Annotated in this window: 21 protein-coding genes; all 21 read right to left on the reverse strand. The window is 33.8% G+C overall.

Features of this window, described 5'->3' with window-relative positions; translation table 11 throughout:
* Positions 1 to 2: 2 nt before the first annotated feature.
* The 21 genes from AC04QZ_RS16070 to AC04QZ_RS16170 all read right to left on the reverse strand — a co-directional run bounded on the left by AC04QZ_RS16070 (position 3) and on the right by AC04QZ_RS16170 (position 20720).
* Positions 3 to 1415: an exosortase Y-associated Wzy-like protein gene (locus AC04QZ_RS16070; protein WP_478358603.1), complete on the reverse strand. Its 1413-nt coding sequence runs from the start codon at positions 1413 to 1415 to the stop codon at positions 3 to 5.
* Positions 1405 to 2697 (reverse strand): glycosyltransferase family 4 protein, encoded by a 1293-nt coding sequence (locus AC04QZ_RS16075; RefSeq protein ID WP_478358604.1) that lies wholly within the window; start codon positions 2695 to 2697, stop codon positions 1405 to 1407. The genes AC04QZ_RS16070 and AC04QZ_RS16075 overlap by 11 nt, the downstream gene beginning before the upstream one ends.
* The gene (locus AC04QZ_RS16080; RefSeq protein ID WP_478358605.1) at positions 2685 to 3311 is read right to left on the reverse strand and encodes a class I SAM-dependent methyltransferase; all 627 of its coding nucleotides are present in this window, start codon (positions 3309 to 3311) and stop codon (positions 2685 to 2687) included. The genes AC04QZ_RS16075 and AC04QZ_RS16080 overlap by 13 nt, the downstream gene beginning before the upstream one ends.
* A gap of 8 nt (positions 3312 to 3319) precedes the next feature.
* The gene (locus tag AC04QZ_RS16085) at positions 3320 to 4021 is read right to left on the reverse strand and encodes an FkbM family methyltransferase (RefSeq protein ID WP_478358606.1); all 702 of its coding nucleotides are present in this window, start codon (positions 4019 to 4021) and stop codon (positions 3320 to 3322) included.
* A gap of 127 nt (positions 4022 to 4148) precedes the next feature.
* The gene (locus AC04QZ_RS16090; RefSeq protein WP_478358607.1) at positions 4149 to 5330 is read right to left on the reverse strand and encodes a glycosyltransferase family protein; all 1182 of its coding nucleotides are present in this window, start codon (positions 5328 to 5330) and stop codon (positions 4149 to 4151) included.
* A gap of 133 nt (positions 5331 to 5463) precedes the next feature.
* Positions 5464 to 6687, reverse strand: a complete 1224-nt coding sequence (locus AC04QZ_RS16095) for a glycosyltransferase family protein (RefSeq protein WP_478358608.1) — start codon at positions 6685 to 6687, stop codon at positions 5464 to 5466.
* A complete protein-coding gene (locus AC04QZ_RS16100) occupies positions 6684 to 7715 on the reverse strand; it encodes a glycosyltransferase (protein ID WP_478358609.1) in 1032 nt (343 codons plus the stop codon). Before AC04QZ_RS16100 ends, AC04QZ_RS16095 begins: the two co-directional genes overlap by 4 nt.
* A complete protein-coding gene (locus AC04QZ_RS16105) occupies positions 7712 to 8701 on the reverse strand; it encodes a hypothetical protein (RefSeq protein ID WP_478358610.1) in 990 nt (329 codons plus the stop codon). The genes AC04QZ_RS16100 and AC04QZ_RS16105 overlap by 4 nt, the downstream gene beginning before the upstream one ends.
* A gap of 56 nt (positions 8702 to 8757) precedes the next feature.
* Positions 8758 to 9684, reverse strand: a complete 927-nt coding sequence (locus AC04QZ_RS16110; RefSeq protein WP_478358611.1) for a glycosyltransferase family 2 protein — start codon at positions 9682 to 9684, stop codon at positions 8758 to 8760.
* Positions 9685 to 10650 (reverse strand): glycosyltransferase family protein, encoded by a 966-nt coding sequence (locus AC04QZ_RS16115; RefSeq protein WP_478358612.1) that lies wholly within the window; start codon positions 10648 to 10650, stop codon positions 9685 to 9687.
* A gap of 41 nt (positions 10651 to 10691) precedes the next feature.
* Positions 10692 to 11759, reverse strand: a complete 1068-nt coding sequence (locus AC04QZ_RS16120) for an acyltransferase family protein (RefSeq protein ID WP_478358613.1) — start codon at positions 11757 to 11759, stop codon at positions 10692 to 10694.
* Positions 11760 to 11817: 58 nt separating this feature from the next.
* A complete protein-coding gene (locus tag AC04QZ_RS16125) occupies positions 11818 to 12630 on the reverse strand; it encodes an FkbM family methyltransferase (protein ID WP_478358614.1) in 813 nt (270 codons plus the stop codon).
* Positions 12627 to 13634: a glycosyltransferase family 2 protein gene (locus tag AC04QZ_RS16130; protein ID WP_478358615.1), complete on the reverse strand. Its 1008-nt coding sequence runs from the start codon at positions 13632 to 13634 to the stop codon at positions 12627 to 12629. Before AC04QZ_RS16130 ends, AC04QZ_RS16125 begins: the two co-directional genes overlap by 4 nt.
* Positions 13634 to 14653 carry a glycosyltransferase family 10 domain-containing protein gene (locus AC04QZ_RS16135; protein WP_478358616.1) on the reverse strand — a complete coding sequence of 340 codons (1020 nt, stop codon included), beginning with the start codon at positions 14651 to 14653 and terminating at the stop codon, positions 13634 to 13636. Before AC04QZ_RS16135 ends, AC04QZ_RS16130 begins: the two co-directional genes overlap by 1 nt.
* The gene (locus AC04QZ_RS16140) at positions 14634 to 15551 is read right to left on the reverse strand and encodes a glycosyltransferase (protein WP_478358617.1); all 918 of its coding nucleotides are present in this window, start codon (positions 15549 to 15551) and stop codon (positions 14634 to 14636) included. The genes AC04QZ_RS16135 and AC04QZ_RS16140 overlap by 20 nt, the downstream gene beginning before the upstream one ends.
* A gap of 269 nt (positions 15552 to 15820) precedes the next feature.
* A complete protein-coding gene (locus tag AC04QZ_RS16145) occupies positions 15821 to 16276 on the reverse strand; it encodes an acyltransferase (RefSeq protein WP_478358618.1) in 456 nt (151 codons plus the stop codon).
* Positions 16277 to 16334: 58 nt separating this feature from the next.
* Positions 16335 to 17525 (reverse strand): glycosyltransferase family protein, encoded by a 1191-nt coding sequence (locus AC04QZ_RS16150; protein ID WP_478358619.1) that lies wholly within the window; start codon positions 17523 to 17525, stop codon positions 16335 to 16337.
* Positions 17522 to 18640 carry a DegT/DnrJ/EryC1/StrS family aminotransferase gene (locus tag AC04QZ_RS16155; RefSeq protein WP_478358620.1) on the reverse strand — a complete coding sequence of 373 codons (1119 nt, stop codon included), beginning with the start codon at positions 18638 to 18640 and terminating at the stop codon, positions 17522 to 17524. Before AC04QZ_RS16155 ends, AC04QZ_RS16150 begins: the two co-directional genes overlap by 4 nt.
* Complete coding sequence (locus AC04QZ_RS16160) at positions 18621 to 19394, reverse strand: class I SAM-dependent DNA methyltransferase (RefSeq protein WP_478358621.1); 774 nt, start codon at positions 19392 to 19394, stop codon at positions 18621 to 18623. The genes AC04QZ_RS16155 and AC04QZ_RS16160 overlap by 20 nt, the downstream gene beginning before the upstream one ends.
* Positions 19378 to 19827: a hypothetical protein gene (locus tag AC04QZ_RS16165; protein WP_478358622.1), complete on the reverse strand. Its 450-nt coding sequence runs from the start codon at positions 19825 to 19827 to the stop codon at positions 19378 to 19380. The genes AC04QZ_RS16160 and AC04QZ_RS16165 overlap by 17 nt, the downstream gene beginning before the upstream one ends.
* Positions 19824 to 20720, reverse strand: a complete 897-nt coding sequence (locus AC04QZ_RS16170; RefSeq protein ID WP_478358623.1) for a glycosyltransferase family 2 protein — start codon at positions 20718 to 20720, stop codon at positions 19824 to 19826. The genes AC04QZ_RS16165 and AC04QZ_RS16170 overlap by 4 nt, the downstream gene beginning before the upstream one ends.
* Position 20721 lies beyond the last annotated feature (1 nt).

Genomic DNA, 20721 nt, shown 5'->3' on the forward strand with positions numbered 1-20721 from the left:
TCTTAATCAAACACAGGCTTCAATACCTTTATGGTTCTGAGCAGGTAAAACAGGAACCACATAATTACATAACCCCAAAAAATATTGTTGAACATAAATTCGAAGTTATTTCCCCGCCAAAGGCCTTGAAAAATACTGTTAAACATAATTACACAGCCCAATTCGTAGCCACCGAATAAACTTTCAGCTAAATCGGAAAAATGTTGGACTATCATTCCATACAAAAGCATGAAAAGGAACACTCCGGGAATGCCGAAACTTAGGTAAGCATCTACTATTGGACGAGTTTTGGCTGAAACAGTTGACATTTTGTGTGCCACACCTGCATCATAAACACGTTGCATGGACACGGTTTCCATATTGGGCTTTCCTGCCCAAAAAATTCTGGGAATAAGCCCTTCTAAGGAATTTTCTACAATCTCCCAGTCGTAATAGGGATGATGATCAGGTACATAGTCTACAAATTGGGTAAACATCTCAATCTCGCTCAGCCTTTTGGTAAGGAAGCCCCAGTTAGTATCCTCAATTTGTTCCTCGTTTTTAGACTCAAGGTTTTCAAAGGCTTGGTTTTGTGCTTCCTCCGCACTTACTTCTCCACCCCAGCTCTGTCTTACGGTGTTATTATAAGTTGGAAGGAAATAAAGTAGTATATAAGCAATAGGAATGCTCAAATAAAGTATGGCCTTTTTATAATACGGAAAAAATACACAAGCTATAACGATCACATTGATAATGATCGGTTCCTTGTATCCAGATAGCGAGGCATGTATAAAATTAATGATGAAAATAGTAGCCCCTATACTAAGATATCTGATATTTTTTGCCGTAAATCCTTTAACGAACAGTACGGCTGCGCACGAAATTCCGATAATGGTGAGAGGAAGAGAAATTTGACTAAGTCCAGAAAAACGTTGGCAGATTGAACCAATTCCGAAAACAATAATACTGAGCCAGATTAAAAAATCATCATTTTCAAAAGTTTTAGCACTTTTAATTATGATGGTATTCTTTCTTACTAATAGCATGCCTGTAACCAACGCAGCATGTGCTAATAAACTCATCCGCTGGCAACTGGCAATGAGTGCGGTTTGTTCACTTTCTTTAAACTGTGCTCCGTAATTAACTTCAGTTAAATACCGGTAACCCAAATGATCCATAAAATAAAATATCGAGGTTGTACACATAAATCCAGCAAAAATAAGCTGCGTAAGAAATAGAGGTCGCATAATTTGCTTATGGATGGGCAAATCCTGATTAATAATAGCGGCTGGAGATAATATGGTTGTATAAAAGATAAAGAGCGAACCAAACCAAGCCACAAAATAAGATATAATGGGGCTATTGATTAATAAATAGGAAACTAAAACAGGAAAGTACAGTGTTAAAATAAGTCTTGTAGGGGTATTATTTTGCATTGTTATTATAAATAGTATCTACAATTGCTTCTACCTGTTTTTCAAATGACCAGTTTTGAATGATCTGTTGGGATTGAATGCCCATTTTCGTTAATTTTTCTTTATTGCCTGTTAGTTCTCCTAATTTTTGCATGAGATCATCTAAGTCATTTGATTTAAATACTTCTCCATTAATTCCTGGCTTAACCAAATCTATGGCACAGCCAACTTTTGTGGAAACTAAGACAGCTTTACCTGCTGCCATCGCCTCGTTAACAGCTAAACCCCAGGTCTCACCTGGCCCCTTTGATGGTAAACAAAAGAGATCGCAGGCCTGATATATCACAGGCATTTCTTTTTGATTCTGAAAATCCATAAAATGAATTCTTTTTTTTATATCGTTTGCCATGGGATTACCCTTTCGGTCATCCTGAGTCCCCTCTAGTCTGTCATCCTGAGAATAGTCGAAGGACTTTTCATCAACCTTTTTCTCTCCTAAATCATTACTTCTAAAAGCTAACCCCTCAACCTTCAATTTCAAACTCCCCTCCAACACACCATTTCCAACAAAAAGTAAATGAATATGCTGCAACTCTGGTTTTATGAACGCATCTAACAGGAGTTCAGGATTTTTTTTGGGTTCCAGTTTTCCTGCAAAGAGGACTAGGATTTCATCATTCTTTATATCTAGCTGTGTTCTTAACCAATTCGATTTTGTATCGCTATCTTTCGAAAATCTATCATTATCAATAGCATGTGGAGCAAAAACCAATTGTTTTTCTTTTAAACCAAATCGCCCATAATAATTTTTATTAGCATCGCCTACATAAAATGCTTTATAAATATGGCTATAGATCCATTTAAGCAAGCATTTTCTTAATACACTCTTAAAGCTTTTTTGTTGATCTAATAAGGTGGAATCACCTCTAAAGTAAATCGGGATTTTACCTTTGAAAAACCGCAAAGCTTTTAAATGACTTTTCCACGCCCAGCCATAGATTAAAATAGCTTCTGGTTGAAAATCCTGCACTGCTCTAAGCAAGCCTGGGTTGATGATGCCATTGAAATGATGGGTTCCCGGATCTTTTGAATTATTTTCTAAAAACTGATAATCATAGCCATCTAACAGAGGTATATTCCATTCAATCTGTTGGCGAAAACCCTGATCATATTTAGTCATTGATTGTTCTCCCCAAGTATAAAATACTTTTAACGCTAACTGTTTAGCCAGTAATTGAAATACTGGGGCGTAATACTGTATCGGATGACTGATTATAATTGCTAGCTTTTCTATTTTGTGCATTCTATTGCTACGGCCTCATTAAAACGGTTGGCTTCTTCAACAAATTTAAAATGTTCATCTTTGCTATCGTTAAAAAAACAGATTCTACAGTTTTTAAACCCACTTTTTTCTAGTTCGGACACTAGCGATTTTTCATCCCACATCCATAAATGTTTGGAGTTGCCCGCATAATCTTTAACTACAGCTGTTAAACCTTTACTTCTTTTTTCTTTGCCCAATAGTGTTCTCCGCATAAAATCGGATGCTGGATTTTCTACAGCACTATAATCTTTTAAATACTTTTCTATCGCAAATTTCAAATCAGGCACCACGCACCTAAAAATTCCGCCAGGTTTTAAAATGCGATATGTGTTTTTTAGCGCTGTCTGGAAATCTTGGTATGACAAATGTTCAAGGACATGGGAGCAATAAACCCCATCGCAGGTATTTTTTTGTTCAGGCAAACCCTTCACAATATCTCCATAAAGCACGTTCTCGGGAAAATGATGGCTGTTTTTTTTGTAAAGTTTGCCTATTAACCAAGTTCTCTCAAATCTCAAAGTAGGAGAAGCATCGTAATTTTTCCAGTTTTTGGGAGCGCTAAAACCGCAACCATATTGTACGTATAAAGACATATTTAAATTTACTTCTTAGGTGGTTTTGCTAAAATATTTCCCGATAACAATTGATCGAGATTGTTAATCGCAGTTTGTTCGGTTCTTTTGATCAAATAAAATTGGTAGCCTAAGGGTTTCAATAAATTGAAAATATAATTGGGCTCAAATCCCGTTTTTAAATGGTAATCCTGATCGTATTCAAAAACCAGATAGGGCAAATTTTTGGCAATCGACCGCATCAATCCGGTAATTACAAATGCTTCATAGCCTTCTACATCAATTTTGACAAAGTTGATTTTTTCATCAGTTAAAAATTCATCGCCAATTTTACAATCGACAGTCACATCTCCATTTTTTTCGAATAGATTAAATGATCCTGGGTTATTACTGGCAGCATCCGCTGTAATTTGAAATGTTTCGTTTTTATTGCTCAGTGCAATGTTTTGTGCGTTAATTTGAGTGAAATTATTTAAGCTGATATTGCGAATTAATGCGCTGTAATTAAGTGGTATGGGCTCAAATGCGGTTACCTTGCCCGATTGTCCAACTAATTCTGCAAAATACAAGGTATGAAATCCGATGTTTGCACCGATATCAAGCACATAGTCATTTTTAGCAATGTACGAACTGAAAACTTGTTTCAGCGAGGCTTCATAATCACCAGTGTATACGATTTTAGAACCAATCCATGTTGTTGGATCACATTCAATTTTGAAATTCCCAATCAATGGTTTTACGATAACTTTTGCTTTGGAAAATCTGCTGTTTTTAAACAAAAAATAAAAAATGCGGTCCTGCCCTTTAAAAAAGCGCCTTTTGAGAATGGTTTTATATAGAGACTGAAGGATCATTTCGTTAGCTATGTTTCAATTCCAGTACTTCATTAAATACATCTACCTGTTTTTGGGTCAAAGATTTTGCCGTATATTTTTCAAACTCTTTCCAATTCGTGTCTGGAGATTTTTTCTCGATTACCTGTTCCAAATAATGTTCAAAAATAGGTTTTACTGCTGGAGAAAATTGGTCAAGTGTAATTAAGTTTCCTGCATTACAATTTTTAATTGCAGTTGCCGCTTCACTTTTTGGGTGAAAAAGCGCAAGTAAAGGTTTTTTCGCCATTATGTAAGGGTAAAGTTTGGAAGCCGTATACGATGCATCATTCGAGCCGACAATGAGCAATCCATCCGCTTCCTGCAGATTTCTGATGCTTTGATAAAAACCTATCCGATCTGTATATTCTGTCACTTTCTCGCTTAAACCCATTTCTTTTGCGGTAGGAGCTATTGTTGGAACGCCGGTCCCATTTGCCGCATAACTCGTACCTATAAAATGTAGATGTAGCAGAGAAAAAATCGCTGGATTGGTTTCTTTATAAGCTAAAATTTCTTCAAACAATAATTTAATTGCTGGGTGAATATCATACCCACCTCTGCCGATATAAATCAGGTTAATTTGGTTCGAACCTGTCTGATACACCAATTGAAGTTTCGATTTATTTTTCTCAGCGATCACAAAATCCCGTTCAAAAACGCCAAATGTAATTACCTTGGAAGGTTTATTTTTTAACCAAGGGTATCTACTTTCCAAAGTTTCGATATATGCGCCAGATACGCTGATGACACCATCTACATTTTTCATGGCAATTGGTTCCAAGTATTTATTTAAACGATAAGAGAACCAATACTTTGGCGGTTGCTGTGATTTTGGTTTATCCAAATAATAAGTAGAATGCCAGGGATCTTGCATATCGATTATATATGGAATACCAAACTTTTTCTTCCAATAATTCCCTAAAATACATACCGGAAACTGCGTAGTAGAAAAATAAACAAGATCGAAGAGACCACTTTTAAGCAATTGATTGCCTTTTTTTCTAAAAGACCATAACGAGCGAAGTGCCAAGCTTCCCAAACCAAATTTGCTGGTCCATTTTTTAGCAAGCGCACCTACTTTGTGGATAACGATATCAGAAGGAATGGATCCTGTTAAAAGACCGTCCTTTACTACATCAAGATATTTCTCATCAACTGTAATCACCTCCGGCTCCCAACCCAAATCTTTGAAATATGGCAGACTCATCCTCACACGTTGCATATCTGCCGTGTTTGCAGGAGGAAAGTGTGGAGATATAATAAGTAAGCGTTTCAGGTTATGATCTTTTATAGTTTACTCAATTAAGTGTTTTATTAACGATAGCTATAAATTTATCAGATTCCTCATCCCAATTTAAAGTAGTTTCAAACAAATGGTAAGCTTCATCTTGATGTTGAGCTAAGATCGCTGGATTCTGAATATAATTTAATAGGATTTCAGCCAATTGTTGAACATTGCCAATCTCATAACTAGCACCTATTGATGGGTGATCATTTATAAATTCTTTTTGAGCAATTGTTTCTGTAACTACCGTGGCCAAACCAGCTTGTAGGTAGGTAAATAGCTTATTGCTTAGTGCCAGATGGTTATTGATCGAAAAACCAGGCTCGGTAGCTAATCCGACATTGAATTGGCTTGCAAATTCGACAAGTTTTGAAGAGGCAATCGGTTGATGAAAGTTGATAAGTGGTGGATTAGCAAATCCTAGACTTTGAATAAGCTCATCAAGAACGATTTTAACTGTGTTATTTAAAAAACCCAGTATATGGAATTCAATTTTAAACCCTTCAAGTATTTTTAAGCTTCTTATAGCATCCTGCAAACCACGCGAAAGCCCAACATTTTGGCTAAACCAAAACAGCTTTAGCGGTTGGCTGGGAGCCACACGGTTGGTGAATGAGTTTTTAGGAAATACGTTAAGAATGGTATGAAATGTCAACGCCGGAAACAGCTCTTTGTATTTTTTTGCAATTTGAGGGCTGCTTACGCTGAGGTAATCTGCTTTCGGAAAATATTTTTCTTCAACAAATTTAACGAGGCGAAAATTTAAATCTTTGCTATGTGTTTCATATCTATGAAGGTCTTCTGCATCAAATCCACATTTTGCCCCATGTATTAAGGCCGCTTCTACTGCTGCGGGCAAAGCCGCTATGTTATGGGCAATATAAAGGTCGGCAACAATGGTCTTCGCTTTATTAGTCAGCCCATGAGTACCTCTTGATAATGCAAAAATAACAGTAGCAGGATTTATTCCAACTAGCGTAATCATTTTTCTTGCTGCTTTGTGTATGCCTCTTGTTAGCCAATAAACAGCTTTTTGCTTAACGGGATCCCCATTAACACGTATGGCTTTCCACTCTTTTTTAGGGAAGAGTTCCTCGTCTAGCGCTGTACCCCAAGCATTCCAATATTGATAAAGAACTGTTACATGATAGCCAGCATTTGCAAGTGCATCGGCTTCTTTAACTAATCTCGGGTTTAGAGAAGGCTGACCAGAAGTAATAAGCAATACTTTTTTCAACTTCTATTTTGATCAAATAAATTTAAGTATTCGCTGGCAATGACACTTACATCGAATCTTCTTTTCGCATTTTCGCTGCAACAGCCTCGGTTAATAAGGCTTACCTCATCCAATGCCTGTATCATCTCGTCCTTATTACTTACCACAAGGCCATTAACCGAGTTAATAACAACTTCTGGGGTTGCCCCAGCGTTAAATGCAATAACTGGTGTACCACAAGCCATGGCCTCTACCATTACCATCCCAAAGGCCTCTCTTATGTTTATTGGGAATAAAAGTGCTTTTGAGTCGCCTAAATACATGTTTTTTTGCTCATCATTTACAGCCCCAACATACCTGATATTTTCACCATCAATGTATGGCTTAATTTCTGAATTGAAATATTCTATTTCATGATTTTCATTCGAAATATTACCAGCAATAATAAGCTTGTTATTTGTAGTTTTCGCAACTTCAATGGCTATATGGCACCCCTTTACCTTATCTAATCTTCCTAAAAATATTAATGGAGCATCATCACATACATCACTCTTAAAGTCATATTTTGAAAAGTCTATTGCATTGTAAACTCTTGTCCAATTGCCTATGCTTTTAGCTGAGCTGATACAATCATAACTTGGCGCCGTAAATTTTAGATTTTGGTTGGGCAATTTATCAATAAATGCAATATTTTTTGAATCTATTTTTCTACCGTATGTCATGATTTTTTTTACCCGGTGATTCAATATTGGAAGCAAATAAACTAATCGTCCAAAATTGTGGATCAAATCAAATTCATTTCTGTTTTGGTACAAGAATCGCCAGGCAAGGATGATTTCCTTTAATTTTTGATACTTTGATCTTTTTAAATTATTTATTCCAAACTTATATGTTTTACCACTGATTTTTGAATCTGGTCCGGCTAGAAGACTAACTTCATGACCTAATTTTTTATATTCTTCGGCAAACATATAGACAAGACGTTCGTGGCCACCATATAAAGGGGGCGGAACCGGAATGCCAGGATCCATAATTAATAAGATTTTCATTTTAATATAGAATTATAAAGGCCCAGGTATTTCTTGGTGGATACTTCTAAACTTAGGTTATCTAAAATATAAGCTCTTGGCATAAACGCTCCAGAATTGTTTTTAACAATAAATTTTTCTAATAAAGATTCGAAATCTTCAATAAATTTAAATTTTATTCCACAACGGTCATCCCAATAAGGAACAGAAGTTACCGGTTCGTACTTAACTCGATGTGGGTAGTAATCGGGATCTTGCCAAAAACCACTCCTGTCCCAAGCCAGAATAGGAGTGTTGGTAGAGAGTATCTGTTGGTAAGCTTGTCCTTGTGTTTCATGTTCACATAAAAAAATAACACTTTTCGCTCTTGCCAATTTCTTTATAAGCTCTTGATGATTATAAGCGCCGTATCTTATAAACTCGTATGTAAATCCCTTCCTTTTAAGTGTGCTGATGATCGGATTAATTAAGCTTTTTTCAAAATCATCGTGCTGCCACCTTATTTTGTCATAAACTAAAAAGTCTAATGTTAAGTTAGCTTCCTTTATACTATCGCTCCATTGATCTGTATCTATTCCAGCAGGCCAAAAATCTACTAACTCTTTTCCGTAAAATGGATCGAAAACTCGTTTCATCCACGGGCCTGGAACTAATATTTTTTTAATGGTGGGGTATTTGATCAAAAAATTTAAATCGTCAGTGGGATGAGAAAAGACGCCCGCACCATAAATGATGGGGTTTTTCCACTTAAATTTGTCGAGTATCTGGGGCTTTCCAATAATGCAGGCAACTTCTTCAGGATGTTTTTTTATATAGTCAAAATCGTTAAAACGATATGGAACATTGAGTTTATCTAAGCCTTTCATCAACTGGAGTGCTACCATCATTACACCTCCAGGTTTTTCCTTACCTCTCAGTATTCTCCTCAAAACCTTTCTGGGATAGCGATCGTACTTAAACCAGCGATCAAGGTTAGGCTCTTCAAAAAATAAGTTAAGAGGCTCCATTTTTTAATCGATAAATCAGAATTTTTAGTTTTATCTAACTATGTAATTATAATTTTTCAATAGTTAAATAATGACCTCCTGAAATTAAGAAGATGAGAAGTGAATTTAAAACCAAATATTTTATAACATAAGCCTATAACTCCATTTTTATTGAATTTGAAAGCAGGATCGAGTTTTTTTATCCATTTAATAAGCTTAACAGCTTCATTTACGTTGTCTTTTGCTATCCATGTAGCTAAAGGCCAAAGCGATTTTGCAGCGGCATTTTTTCGTCTTTGCGTACATGTGCCTAATTGTTCGAGCTCTTTTATAGCAGCTTCAAATATTTTTAAATAAGCCAAGTTGTTCAATGAGTTAATGAGGCCATTAGCTTGCTGTAATCGCTCCCTGGTATGCATTCTATGAGCAAAAGTTGAATTTGAAAGGTAGCTATACGAAGGTTTTTTTAAGGCTACTTCAATAATAAACTTTCTATCATCTCTTGAAGCGTATTCCTGCCTATGTGGAATATCATTGATAAAGTTTTTTTCAAAAAGATAAGCAGAGTAATGAGACGAATCACATTCTCCCAATTGTTGGGCAATAAAATCATCACAAATAGTCCAGCTAATTGTTTTCATTAATTTACCGTCTTCATTAAATATATCATACCCTGCAGCCACAACCTCCACATTTTTTGCTTCAGCTTCTTCAAAAAGTCGATCAGTTGAAAAGGGTAATAACCAGTCATCTGAATCCAAAAAACGAACATATTTCCCTTGTGCATATTGTAAACCATTGTTAACAGCCCAATCCTTACCCAGATTTTTTTGGCTGATTACAACAATGTCTGTTCTTCTACTTAGCCATTCGTTACTCCCATCGTTACTTCCATCATCTACAACAATTACCTCAATTCGGAGATTTGATTTAAAACATGATGCTATCGCTTTTGGTAAACTCCATAATCTGTTATAGGTAGGTATAATAATACTAACATCCATTTAATCGATAATTCTTTCTGATTTTGTACTCTTTCTAAACCCAAAAAAAACTCTATAGACTGGCCTTAGCAATTTTTTAAGGTTCACTTTTATTTTATAAGGTAAGGTGATACAAGTTAATGATAAAAGTCTGGCTGATGTTTTTGAATGTCCCCTAGCTAATAGTTCTAAAATTTTCACTTCTTTAGTATATGGATATATCTGATTATGGTGACCCAAATAATGAACAATAATTGGCTTAGCCATTATCAATGGCCAATGCCTGTTATAATTTTTGCTTTTGGGACGATTATATAGAACAGCGTGACCCTCTAATAAATCAGATTCAATTCCTGATTGAAAATTGACAAACTCTGCCATTATGGTGCCGTCTTCATCAACAGCCTGCTGGTTAAAAAGTTGTAAGGCCAATGCCATTAGCACTTCATCATTTGGTCTTCCCCTTAATCTAACAAAGCCAATTTCATCATATTTTTTTTCTAATTCGCGGGCTTTTTGATAAACATGAGTAGCCATTAATCCATTTTCCAGATAATACACACCACCATTAAATTTAGGCAAATGTGGGATTTCGAATTGTTTACAAATAGGTGCTACTTCTCCAAACCATTCGCCATTAGAAATTAAATTACCGATTACCGAAACCCCATGACCCTTAAATTTTTTGAAAACAGGATCAAGATTCCCATATACAAGGCAATCACTGTCAATAAATAATGTTTGACCAGCGGGGGCAAGTTTATCCAGGTATAATTTAGGTGTAAATCCTTTTCCTAATTCATTTTTTTTTATCTGTATAACCTTTACAAATTCTCTAATATCACTTGCCAAACTATCCTCAATATCCGTAACAATATAAAAGTTAATATCTGTATCACTGTTCCAATACCAAAAAGATCTAGCCAGATTCACAGCTAAATTAATATATAACTTTTTACCAGTAGCAATCGTAATTACATTTTTCATTAATTTTTAAACTGCATTAGGCACTTGTAAACAACAAATAATTATAATTTTTTATTAATATTTCTACTTATTTTCATAAAAGGAATTTCAATAGCGTGGTAACAATAATAACAAGCTATCGGAATTAACATAGTGCCAACGGCCATTATTAACAAATTATAGTTTTGGTGGATATAATTGCTTATTAAAAAATTTTTTATTGCAATTAATGGAATGTGAAACAAATATAAACTATAGCTCGATAGACCAAGTGCTATTGGGATTTTTAACAACCTTTTTATTTTGATTAAATTTTTTTCTTTTTTTATCAAGCCAACTAGTATTGGTGCCCAGATTAGAATATTTGATAAATTTCTTACTAGAATATCATCATTAAATTGAATTAACTGAAGGCTAAAAAAAATTGCAATAATAATTACTGTTATTACAATCCATATTGTTGATTTAAAAAAGTCAGGGTATCGGATATGTTGATCACAAAGCCAAGCCCCAAAACACCAGCCAAACCATAAATTTGTAAATAAATATAATTGTGGAAATGATAAAGCTTGGTTGTTCATCATAAATATGGCAATACTTATACTGCTAACCAGTAATGAGAAAACAAGTGCTGAATGAGGATTAAGCTTTCTATTAATATAATAGTAGGCTGGATAAATAATATAAAAAACCATTTCTATGGTTATTGTCCACAAAACTAAATTTATTGTATTGAAATACGTTGAGCTAAATCCTTGACCAACTAAAAGATGAATCAATAAATCTTTTAAAGATATAATTGAACCAGGAGACGTAATATTAATTATAACAATAGAGAAGATTAAAGAAAAGAAGTACGCTGGATAAATTCGAAAAAATCTGTTTAAATAATATTTTTTTAACGGGAGGGGCTCATTGTTGGATAATTGCCTTAGACAAGATAAGTGGATACAAAAACCACTGATTAAAAAGAATAAAGGTACAGCATAGGTTGATCCAATCTGATCAGTAAGGTTTAAAAAGTTTAGGCCGGTTTTTTTTGCAAAGGTAAAACCAAGGTGTTGATGGTAATAAAAAACAGCAAAGGCTGCAAATCCTCTCAATAAATCGATGCTTATTAATTTATTCAATTTTGTGGGTTTTTTTATAAATTTCGGATAGTAGGATTTAAAGCCCGAAACATTTAAACTAGAAGTAGATATGTTTTTTAAAGTAATCCTTGGAATTATGTATCGCTACGATATTTTGATAAACAAAAATTTCATGACTAGTAGTGTAATTTCCCATAAAATGAAGCCCTCTACTTGATACCCTATAAAAATTAAAATCTGTTAAATAGTCATAAAAATCTTTGAAAAATGTTCTTGAGCTAACATTAAAATCATTAAATTCAAATTGGATTATGTTAATTTTTTTATCAAACAACAGTTTTTTTGCACCTCTTAGCACTTCTAATTCTGCTCCTTCAACGTCAATTTTTAGAAAATCGATAATGTCAATATTGTTTTGTTTACAAAAGATATCCAAAGTAGTTACTGGTACTTTGAACTCTTGTAAGTGTTCTACCTTGTAAAAGTCTAGTAAGCCAGATTTATAAGACGTTGAAATCTGATCGTTAGGTTGATCCAAGCTATTGTATAGTGTAATGTCGCCAGCTTTAGAATATATACCGTAATTAAATAACTTAATATTCTGATGTTTGTTTGTAGTTTGTTTAGCTACTTCATAGGTAGATATCATAGGTTCGAATCCATAAATAGCTGCATGATCGAATACATTTGTAAGTAATAAACAGTAATCGCCATTGTTGGCACCAACATCAATTATGGTTGATAAATTATAAATTGTTTTTTTCTTTATAAATTTTAATAACTGCTCTTCACCACTAACAGTAAAATTGTTGAAAGCCGAAATACCCATCTGAATATGTGCATGGCTTAAAAGTGAAATATTTAATTTTTTGAGTATGTATATCAATACTCGTCCTATAAAATGTTTCATCCTCGTTTTATGGTTAGATGTTTCATCAGTTTTTGTTTAAGATAGCTAATCCAAGCGCTGGTTTTCCAACCAAAATACTTAGATATGAATGTATAAAGTTTAGTGTAGGTATATAAATAAACAGGTTTATGCTTAGAATAACTAGTTGCCATTAAAATAGCTTTTTTAGAAATTGAAAGATACTTGGGATAAGCATTTGATGCAAGTTCCCAAAATAGACGGCTTATGGCTAATTTTGCATTTGGGTCATCAGTTTTGGATATTAAATGGATTGCTTTGAGTTCTGTTGATTTTAAAATAGCGGAAAGTGATTGTTCATTATTTTGAGAACTTAAGGTGTTTCTATTCTCAAACTTGCGATAGTAATTAACACCCTTTAAAGTGTAAACCATCCCCTCTGCCTGTAATAAAACCCTACAAAAAAACTCCCCGTCATCATCAGGACTCCGCATTTCGTTCCACAAGCCGGCTTTATCAATTAAATGTTTCGGTGTGAGCCAAGCATTAGGTTGAATCATCCCCCCTAGACCATTGCCTATCAAAGGTCCTCCATATAATTTAATAAGAAAATCTGTGGTGTTTTCGGACCCTTCCTTAAACCATTCATGTGTAATAGGGTATGATAAGGGGTTGGTACCATCTTTAAAATGAACCGTATGGCAAAGAGATATGTAGTTTGCTTTGGATTCGAGTATGCTTACCTGTGCTTCAATTTTGTCTGTACTAATAAAATCATCAGCATCTAAAAATTGAATGTATTTTCCTTTTGATATTGATAAGCCCTTATTTCTTGCTATTGAGGCACCACTATTTTTTTGTTGATAAATAAAAATGCGGTTTGATGAAAATTGCCTGATAATATCTATAGATTTATCTGAAGAACCATCATCAATTACAATTATTTCTACTGGTTGATATGTTTGGGCGAGCGCAGAAGAAATGGTTTCGGCAATATATTTTTCGGCATTATAACAAGGAATGATTATTGAAACTAGTGCTGCCATCAAATTGAATTAAATATCTCTGACCATCTGTGTTTAGAAAGGGTATTTTCAGGTATAACATTTCCATAAAACCATGGTTCTAAAAGATACTTTACATAGAGATCCCTATCCTTATCTATTTCTACTATTCTGTCAATTAAATCTTTAAAATTATAGTTGCTATATTGAAGTTTCATTTTAAGTTTTCTACCCAGTGATTTTAATTTTCTTGATGTGCGGTGTATTGGAGTATGGTAGAAAGATGGTCTAATATCTACGAAGTTCCATTGTGCAAGTTTTTCTAATCCTTTAACAGCTATGCCATTATTTACAGGAGCATATTCTGAGGTGTTTATAAAACTATCAGTATTAAAAACCTCATTAATTTCCGGATCCCCACAATAGATAGGAAGGCTTTTAACTAACATAGAATCAAACAGTTTTTCAGTATGATATCCACTGTAAGAATAATTTTCAAAAGCAATAGTAAACTTATATGGATTTAAGAATTGACGTTTTCTATCCCAAACATCACCTTTATACAGCGAATCGATTGATGACATATTGTTCATTGATCTACCTGGAGCATCAATTTTTTTATATTTAGATAATTGTTTGAAAAACTCTTCCCGATAAGGAACGTGATTTCCATAAAGAAAATTGCAAAACTTTTGCTTTTCGTCAAGAATCCAGCCAATATCATTCTCAGTTATTGATTTGACCAATAATTGTGGATTAAATCCATGCCATTGGATTTTTCTATATTTTGGATTTCTGATTAAATGTTCGCTAGGCATACCAAATGCCCAATCGCAAATAGAAAAATCAGGATTAATATTTTCACAAAAGTACCCTATGCGCACATAATTTCCTTCTTTTGGAATATCATTTCCGTAAGGGCCAAATACAACAAAATTAGGTTGATCGGATTCAATGAACTCAAACTCTTCGAGTACTTTATTCACTTCGAAAACCTCTTTTATAAAGCTTTCAAAGGCAAGGCCGTTTTGGAATTTTATTTTAATTGCTTTCTTTTTCAAACGTATTAGAATGAATGAAATGGTATTGGTTTTCTGTGTTTATCGATGCTAGAACAGTTGAGAAAATTTTATAGATAGATTCTTTTTCTTCCTGTGATAGTTTTTGAACTTTCTTCGATGCTGCTTGATCATTAAATAATAGTTTTCCTATATTAATTTTAAATTTAGACCATAGGCTAATCTCGAACGTATCTCCTTTGTAACTGTAAAATATCTGTGCTCTTTTACCCTGCTCGGTAATTTGATCGACTAATTGGTTTGAAGTAATGGTATTTTCATGTGCAACAGATAAAGCGTTATATCCAGTATAATAACAAATATTCGATTTTAAAAAACTAATCCTTAAAGCATATTCCCAATCCATCATTACATAACCAGTATGGTATAAACCGATGTAGGAAATAGCAGATTTTCTGATTAGCATGTGTACATCTCCAAAAGTAAATGATGGCTTTTTACCTTTTGACCACTCTTCGAAGTGCTTAAGCCTGCTATTTTTAGTGATGGTTTTAGTATCATAAATGGAGGCAAATAGATCGTTGGAAATCAAGATATCGATGTCAGGATTTTCGATCATGTGATCAGCGCATTTTCGAATGGAGTTATAATCAAAAACGTCGTCGTCAATAATCTTTTTTATGATGGTTCCATTGGCCATAAGCATTGCTTTGTTCCAGCCATGAGCCTGGTTTTTGTCAGGTTCTGAGATGAATTGGTTAATGCTCCCTTCTTTTAATAGTGCTTGTAAATAATCTTTTGAACCATCGTTACTGTTACCGTCAACCACTACAATTTCTTCATCACTTTTTAGTGTGGCTATAAGTTTTTTTAATGTGAAACTCAAAAAAGGAAGCCTGTTATAGGTTGATATAATATATGAAATTCTGAAACTTTTCATTGATATACTTTATTTAAAAAAGCATCAATTGCAGATGGTTATCTTTGACACGTTTATGGTAAAATTGTTTTCATTCATATCTTTGTAAGGATCATAAGGTTGAGTTTTATCTGTAGTTCCTAAGAAATTCTTTATAAATTAATTTTTTTAAAAATCCGTTCCATTTTCCTATAAGAGATATTTATCAAATGTAATGGATATACTTAACTGCAGTTTTAAGCCTATTTGGTAGAGCTCGTTAAACGGTTAAACTTTATCAGATGGTATTCCTAATATTTAGTAAATTGCTGTAAATCTTTAACTTTTATTGCTGGGCGTCCTATATAGATGCTGTCGCGCTCCAGATCCTTAGTTACAACACTTCCTGCTCCTATGATAACATTATCCCCAATGGTTACACCCGGCATTATTATAGAATGAGATCCGATCCAAACATTGTTACCAATGATAACAGGCTTTTTTATGATAGATTCCCTGAAAACTAAAGCATCAGTACTATGAGTTACTGATATGATGGCTACATGAGAAGCAATTAAACAATCATTGCCAATTTTGACAGTACCATGGCCCCAGATATGTACAAAAGCATTTATAGAAACGTTATTAGCTAATGTAATGTATTTAATACCTTCCATTCTAACAGGTTGTTCTATGTAGCAATTTTGTCCTACCGAATTAAACTTTTTTAAAAATAATTTTAATTGAAAGCTTTTAAAAGTCTTCATAATTTTCAAAAGTTGATTTGATATCTTTTGATACAGAAAATTCATTTGATAAAAATTATTAGCTCAATAGATTTTCGATATAGCTATTTATGAAGAGATCAGGATTAAGTTGCTCTTCATAGAGTTTTATAGAATCTGAAGAAAATTTTTGATAATCGGTTACAATTTTAGTAATAGCCGATGATAGTTGAGAGAAGTCAGATATGATTTCCCCAAAATTATAACTTTCGCGTAAATTGTTAAATGATTTTGACGGTGATACTATCGTTGGAAGCCCTAGCATCATGTATGTTGAAAATTTACCTGACGATAGTCCGATTTCTTTTAAATTTAACCCATCGTAAACACTTGGGGCATTAACTGGAAAGTACGTGGCAATTCCAATATCGAAGTTACATAAGAATTGACATAGTTCTTGATAATCCAGATCTTCAGGATGGAAATATATTTGATTCCCTTCTTGGTTTAATCTAAAAATTCTATTTGATAGTGGATGATTTTTATCTAATTTAAATCTGCTATGAATATGCAGTTCGTATAAAGGATGGTTCATTTGGATAAATGAATCAATAATAGCATTTAGACCAGACCACTCATATACACTTCCAGCATATACTAATTTAATTTTTTTACCCACTTTTGTAATAGACTTTTGCGTAAAGGTTAGATTTCTTTTTGGTGCAACAGGAATTAGATAGGTTTTATGTACAACTACATTTGGATTTTCATTTTGAAATAGAGAGTTTCTATATGGATCTTGAATTAATAAAGAATTTATTCCAAGGTTTAAAAAACTCTCTTCTAATATTTTTAATCTCATAAAGTTAGAATTTTTTCTGTTGGTCATTTCAGATTTAAAAAGCAATTCGAATGAGATATAGTGTGTTTTTTTTGGTTGATAGTTGAAAGATTGAGCTGCAACGATATAGCCAATCAAATCTACACCTACCACAGCTTGAGTTTGAAAAATAAAATTTAGACAGTTGATAATAAGCTTAGGCCATAACACCGTTCTTAAGTATAGCAAGGGTCTTCTGGGTTTATTCGGATATATACTTGGGAAGGGATAAAAACGTATATTTTTAAAGTTTAATGTTGCTCTATTTTTATTTGAAATATTATTATATATCACTACCCTATAACTGGAATGATCTAATACTTCTGCTAAATATAATAATGTGGGATTTGTGAAAAAATCAGTATGGTGAGAAAAAATGTAAATACACTTTTCTCTAGAAAATAGCTTCATTTTATAATTGAAATAATTTCAGTAGTAATATAATTAATGTCTTCATCTGATAAGCCAAGGCCACTGGGTATATAAAAACCATTTCTTGCTAATTTCTCCGCCACTGGGTAGTGCTCATTTTTAAACAAACCCATGTTTTGAAATACAGGCTGTTCATGCATGCACCAGAAGAAGGGACGGGTGCCTATTTTATTTTCTGTTAAATGAAGTACCAGTCTTTCTTTTTTATTTTGATTGGGGGCCACAAGGCCAAATACCCAATAAATATTTTCGCTATAATCTGTTTTTTCAAGAGGTAATTGATAACCTTTTGTTTTTAGGTGAGAAAGCACTTTTTGATAGGAAGTGCCCATTGCTCTTTTTTTCTCAACAAAACTATCAATCTGCTCTAATTGTGCCACCCCTAAAGCAGCTTGCAAATTTGTCATCCTATAATTCCACCCAATTTCATGATGTACAAAACGTGGTCCGTTGGGTTCAAAGCAAAGATTTCGTAATTTTTTACATCTTTCGGCGATTTTTGAATCATTGGTTAATAGCATACCCCCCTCACCAGTTGTAATGTGCTTGTTGGGATAAAAACTAAAAATACTGATGTCACCAAAACTGCCACACATTTTATCTTTATAGGTTTGTCCATGCATTTCGGCAGCATCTTCAATTATTTTGAGCTTATATTTTTTTGCCATTTCAATTACTGGATCCATATCCACTGGTAATCCATAAATGTGGACCACCAAAATGGCTTTTGTCTTAGTTGTTATCTTTGCTTCAATTTGGGTAACATCCATATTCCAGGTCAAAGGATCACTGTCTACCAATACAGGTAATGCACCGGCCGTAACAACAGATTGCGCTGGAGAGATAATCGTGAAAGTAGGCATGATTACTTCGTCTCCAGGGCCGATATTTAAAGCTTTAATCGCAATATCTAAGGCTGCAGAACCATTACTAACCGCAATTCCGTACGAACTGCCAATATATTTACTAAACTGTTTCTCAAATTTATTAATAAAAGGCCCTTCGCTACTGATCCAGCCTGTTTCAATACATTCAGTTAGGTATTTTAATTCATTGCCACTAATTAGGGGAGTGTTAACGGGAATCGGATGCATTATGATCTTTTTTAAAAATATAACACACGCCCCAGGTTTCACCTGAGGGTGTGTTCTTGCTTAGGAATTCTTCACTGTGAATTAGTTCAAATCCTGTAGCATAAGCAAGTAGTTCTATTTCTGGTCTGCTAAAATGCCGCATAGGATGTTGTTCTCGAAAAAAATTAGTCGAGCCATCTTTTAGATTTTTTACAGAAATACCGTAATTGACTTCAACAACATTTAATTCGGGATAAATGATCGGTGTGGCATTTCGGGTGACTTCAATATTTTCATCCTTAAGAATTTTAGTCCGGTTTTCTGGTACCAGAAAGTGTACTGCCGAACTGTGCCAAACGTCAAAAATAAATAATCCGTCTTTATTCAAGCAATGATGAACATTTTTGAACGTTTTGATCAAATCCTCATTTTTAGTTAAGTAACTGATTACGTGGAAAAGGGATAATGCGATATCAAAGGATAAATCTATTTTAAAATCTGTAATATCTGCAATTTGAAAATTAACACTGTCTTGTTTAAATTGATTGGCAATTTTTACCATTTCAGCACTGCGTTCTATGCCAAGTATTTGATATCCTTTCTCAGCTAGTAAATTTGCGTGTTTGCCAGTTCCTGAACCTAACTCAATAATTTTCTTACCTTGGGAACCGTATTGAGCAATTAGATCAACCAAGTAGTCTGCCTCTGCCACATAATTTTTGTCTTTATAGAGCAAGTTATAGTATTGACTATAAAGCTTAAAGTTGAGAGTCATTTTTTTTTGTAATTAGGTTAATATTTTCAGGTTTATGGTCAAATCTTACTTTATCTTCATCACCACAGTATGGACCTTGCTTAACTTCTATCATTTCTGAAGATTCGAGCATCTCAAAGCCGTGACCACCAGACGCCAATAATACTACATCGCCTGTTTCAACTATTCTACTCTCTTGATAAATGCGCTCGTCATTGTAAAAATCGATTCGAACTTTTCCCGTTTTGACATAAAGAACCTCTTGCGTAAGCGTAACTTTGCGCTCTACTACATTATGTAAGTGTGGATCGATACTGTAACCTTTTGGTCTATTCATATAGCCTAGCTGTTGAGAAAAATCGCCAGGTGTAAAGAAAGCAATGCCCTCTTTTTTATAACTAGCTCTGATGATGATTGCGAGTAGTGTTTCATGAAAAAATACTTTTTCGATCATTTTTGGTTTGTAATTACCCGTTTAATTTTTCCCATTAAAATCAGGAATATTCTTTTCTGGATCACCATAAATTCTTTACCACTAAATAAGAACCTATTATGTGATGGTTTGATAAAAAAAAATATACCTTTTATGTAACATTTCATACCAAGGAAAATCCGATTGCAACTAAAATATTGCATCGCCACATTTAGCATATGCCGTGAAAATGATTTTGCTCCGCAAAAACTCAAAATGTCATTTTTATAGTCTTTAAATAGAAAATCCCAGCCCTGAGCTACTTTAATAATGTTTCTAGTCATAGAATCATTTGCACCATGTACTTCAGCAAGCGGTTTTCTTATAGCAATGAAGGAATAATGTTGAGCTAATCTAAAACAAAAATCATCGTCCTGACATATTGTATACCTCGGATCAAATCCATTTATACTAACAACCGCACTTTTTTTAGCTGTAATAGTAATCATAGAAGAGAGATATCCCTGATTTAATACATCAGCATATTTATTTTCTCCTTCTAGCGTCCAAAGTGGTCCGTTAATCAAGCTACAATAAACGAAAGCAACATTTGGATTACTAATATAAGTTTGTTGCATTTCTTGTAAATAGTTTGGTAACCATACATCATCACTGTCAAGAAAAGCAAGATATTCGAACTTAGAGGCCTGAACACCGCTATTTAATGCGGCATTTTGGCCTCGATTTATTTTATGTTCAATAATCCTTATTCTATTGTCAGTTATGGATCTTATTTTTTCTAAGCTATTATCCTTAGAGCAATCGTCTATAACTATTACCTCAAAATTTTGATAAGATTGATTTAGAATACTGTTTATAGCCTTTAATATAGATGTTTCCCTATTATAGCAGGTAATAAGACAACTAAAATGCATT

The organism is Pedobacter folensis (assembly GCF_056490665.1).

Excerpts from the sequence above, each read along its gene's own strand:
- AC04QZ_RS16155 (WP_478358620.1), bottom strand. The coding sequence starts at position 18,640 with ATGCATCCGATTCCCGTTAACACTCCCCTAATTAGTGGCAATGAATTA.
- AC04QZ_RS16080 (WP_478358605.1), bottom strand. The coding sequence starts at position 3,311 with ATGTCTTTATACGTACAATATGGTTGCGGTTTTAGCGCTCCCAAAAAC.
- AC04QZ_RS16070 (WP_478358603.1), bottom strand. The coding sequence starts at position 1,415 with ATGCAAAATAATACCCCTACAAGACTTATTTTAACACTGTACTTTCCT.
- AC04QZ_RS16150 (WP_478358619.1), bottom strand. The coding sequence starts at position 17,525 with ATGAAGCTATTTTCTAGAGAAAAGTGTATTTACATTTTTTCTCACCAT.
- AC04QZ_RS16075 (WP_478358604.1), bottom strand. The coding sequence starts at position 2,697 with ATGCACAAAATAGAAAAGCTAGCAATTATAATCAGTCATCCGATACAG.
- AC04QZ_RS16140 (WP_478358617.1), bottom strand. The coding sequence starts at position 15,551 with ATGAAAAGTTTCAGAATTTCATATATTATATCAACCTATAACAGGCTT.
- AC04QZ_RS16110 (WP_478358611.1), bottom strand. The coding sequence starts at position 9,684 with ATGGATGTTAGTATTATTATACCTACCTATAACAGATTATGGAGTTTA.
- AC04QZ_RS16160 (WP_478358621.1), bottom strand. The coding sequence starts at position 19,394 with ATGACTCTCAACTTTAAGCTTTATAGTCAATACTATAACTTGCTCTAT.
- AC04QZ_RS16125 (WP_478358614.1), bottom strand. The coding sequence starts at position 12,630 with ATGAAACATTTTATAGGACGAGTATTGATATACATACTCAAAAAATTA.
- AC04QZ_RS16165 (WP_478358622.1), bottom strand. The coding sequence starts at position 19,827 with ATGATCGAAAAAGTATTTTTTCATGAAACACTACTCGCAATCATCATC.
- AC04QZ_RS16115 (WP_478358612.1), bottom strand. The coding sequence starts at position 10,650 with ATGAAAAATGTAATTACGATTGCTACTGGTAAAAAGTTATATATTAAT.
- AC04QZ_RS16145 (WP_478358618.1), bottom strand. The coding sequence starts at position 16,276 with ATGAAGACTTTTAAAAGCTTTCAATTAAAATTATTTTTAAAAAAGTTT.
- AC04QZ_RS16170 (WP_478358623.1), bottom strand. The coding sequence starts at position 20,720 with ATGCATTTTAGTTGTCTTATTACCTGCTATAATAGGGAAACATCTATA.
- AC04QZ_RS16130 (WP_478358615.1), bottom strand. The coding sequence starts at position 13,634 with ATGGCAGCACTAGTTTCAATAATCATTCCTTGTTATAATGCCGAAAAA.
- AC04QZ_RS16105 (WP_478358610.1), bottom strand. The coding sequence starts at position 8,701 with ATGGAGCCTCTTAACTTATTTTTTGAAGAGCCTAACCTTGATCGCTGG.
- AC04QZ_RS16100 (WP_478358609.1), bottom strand. The coding sequence starts at position 7,715 with ATGAAAATCTTATTAATTATGGATCCTGGCATTCCGGTTCCGCCCCCT.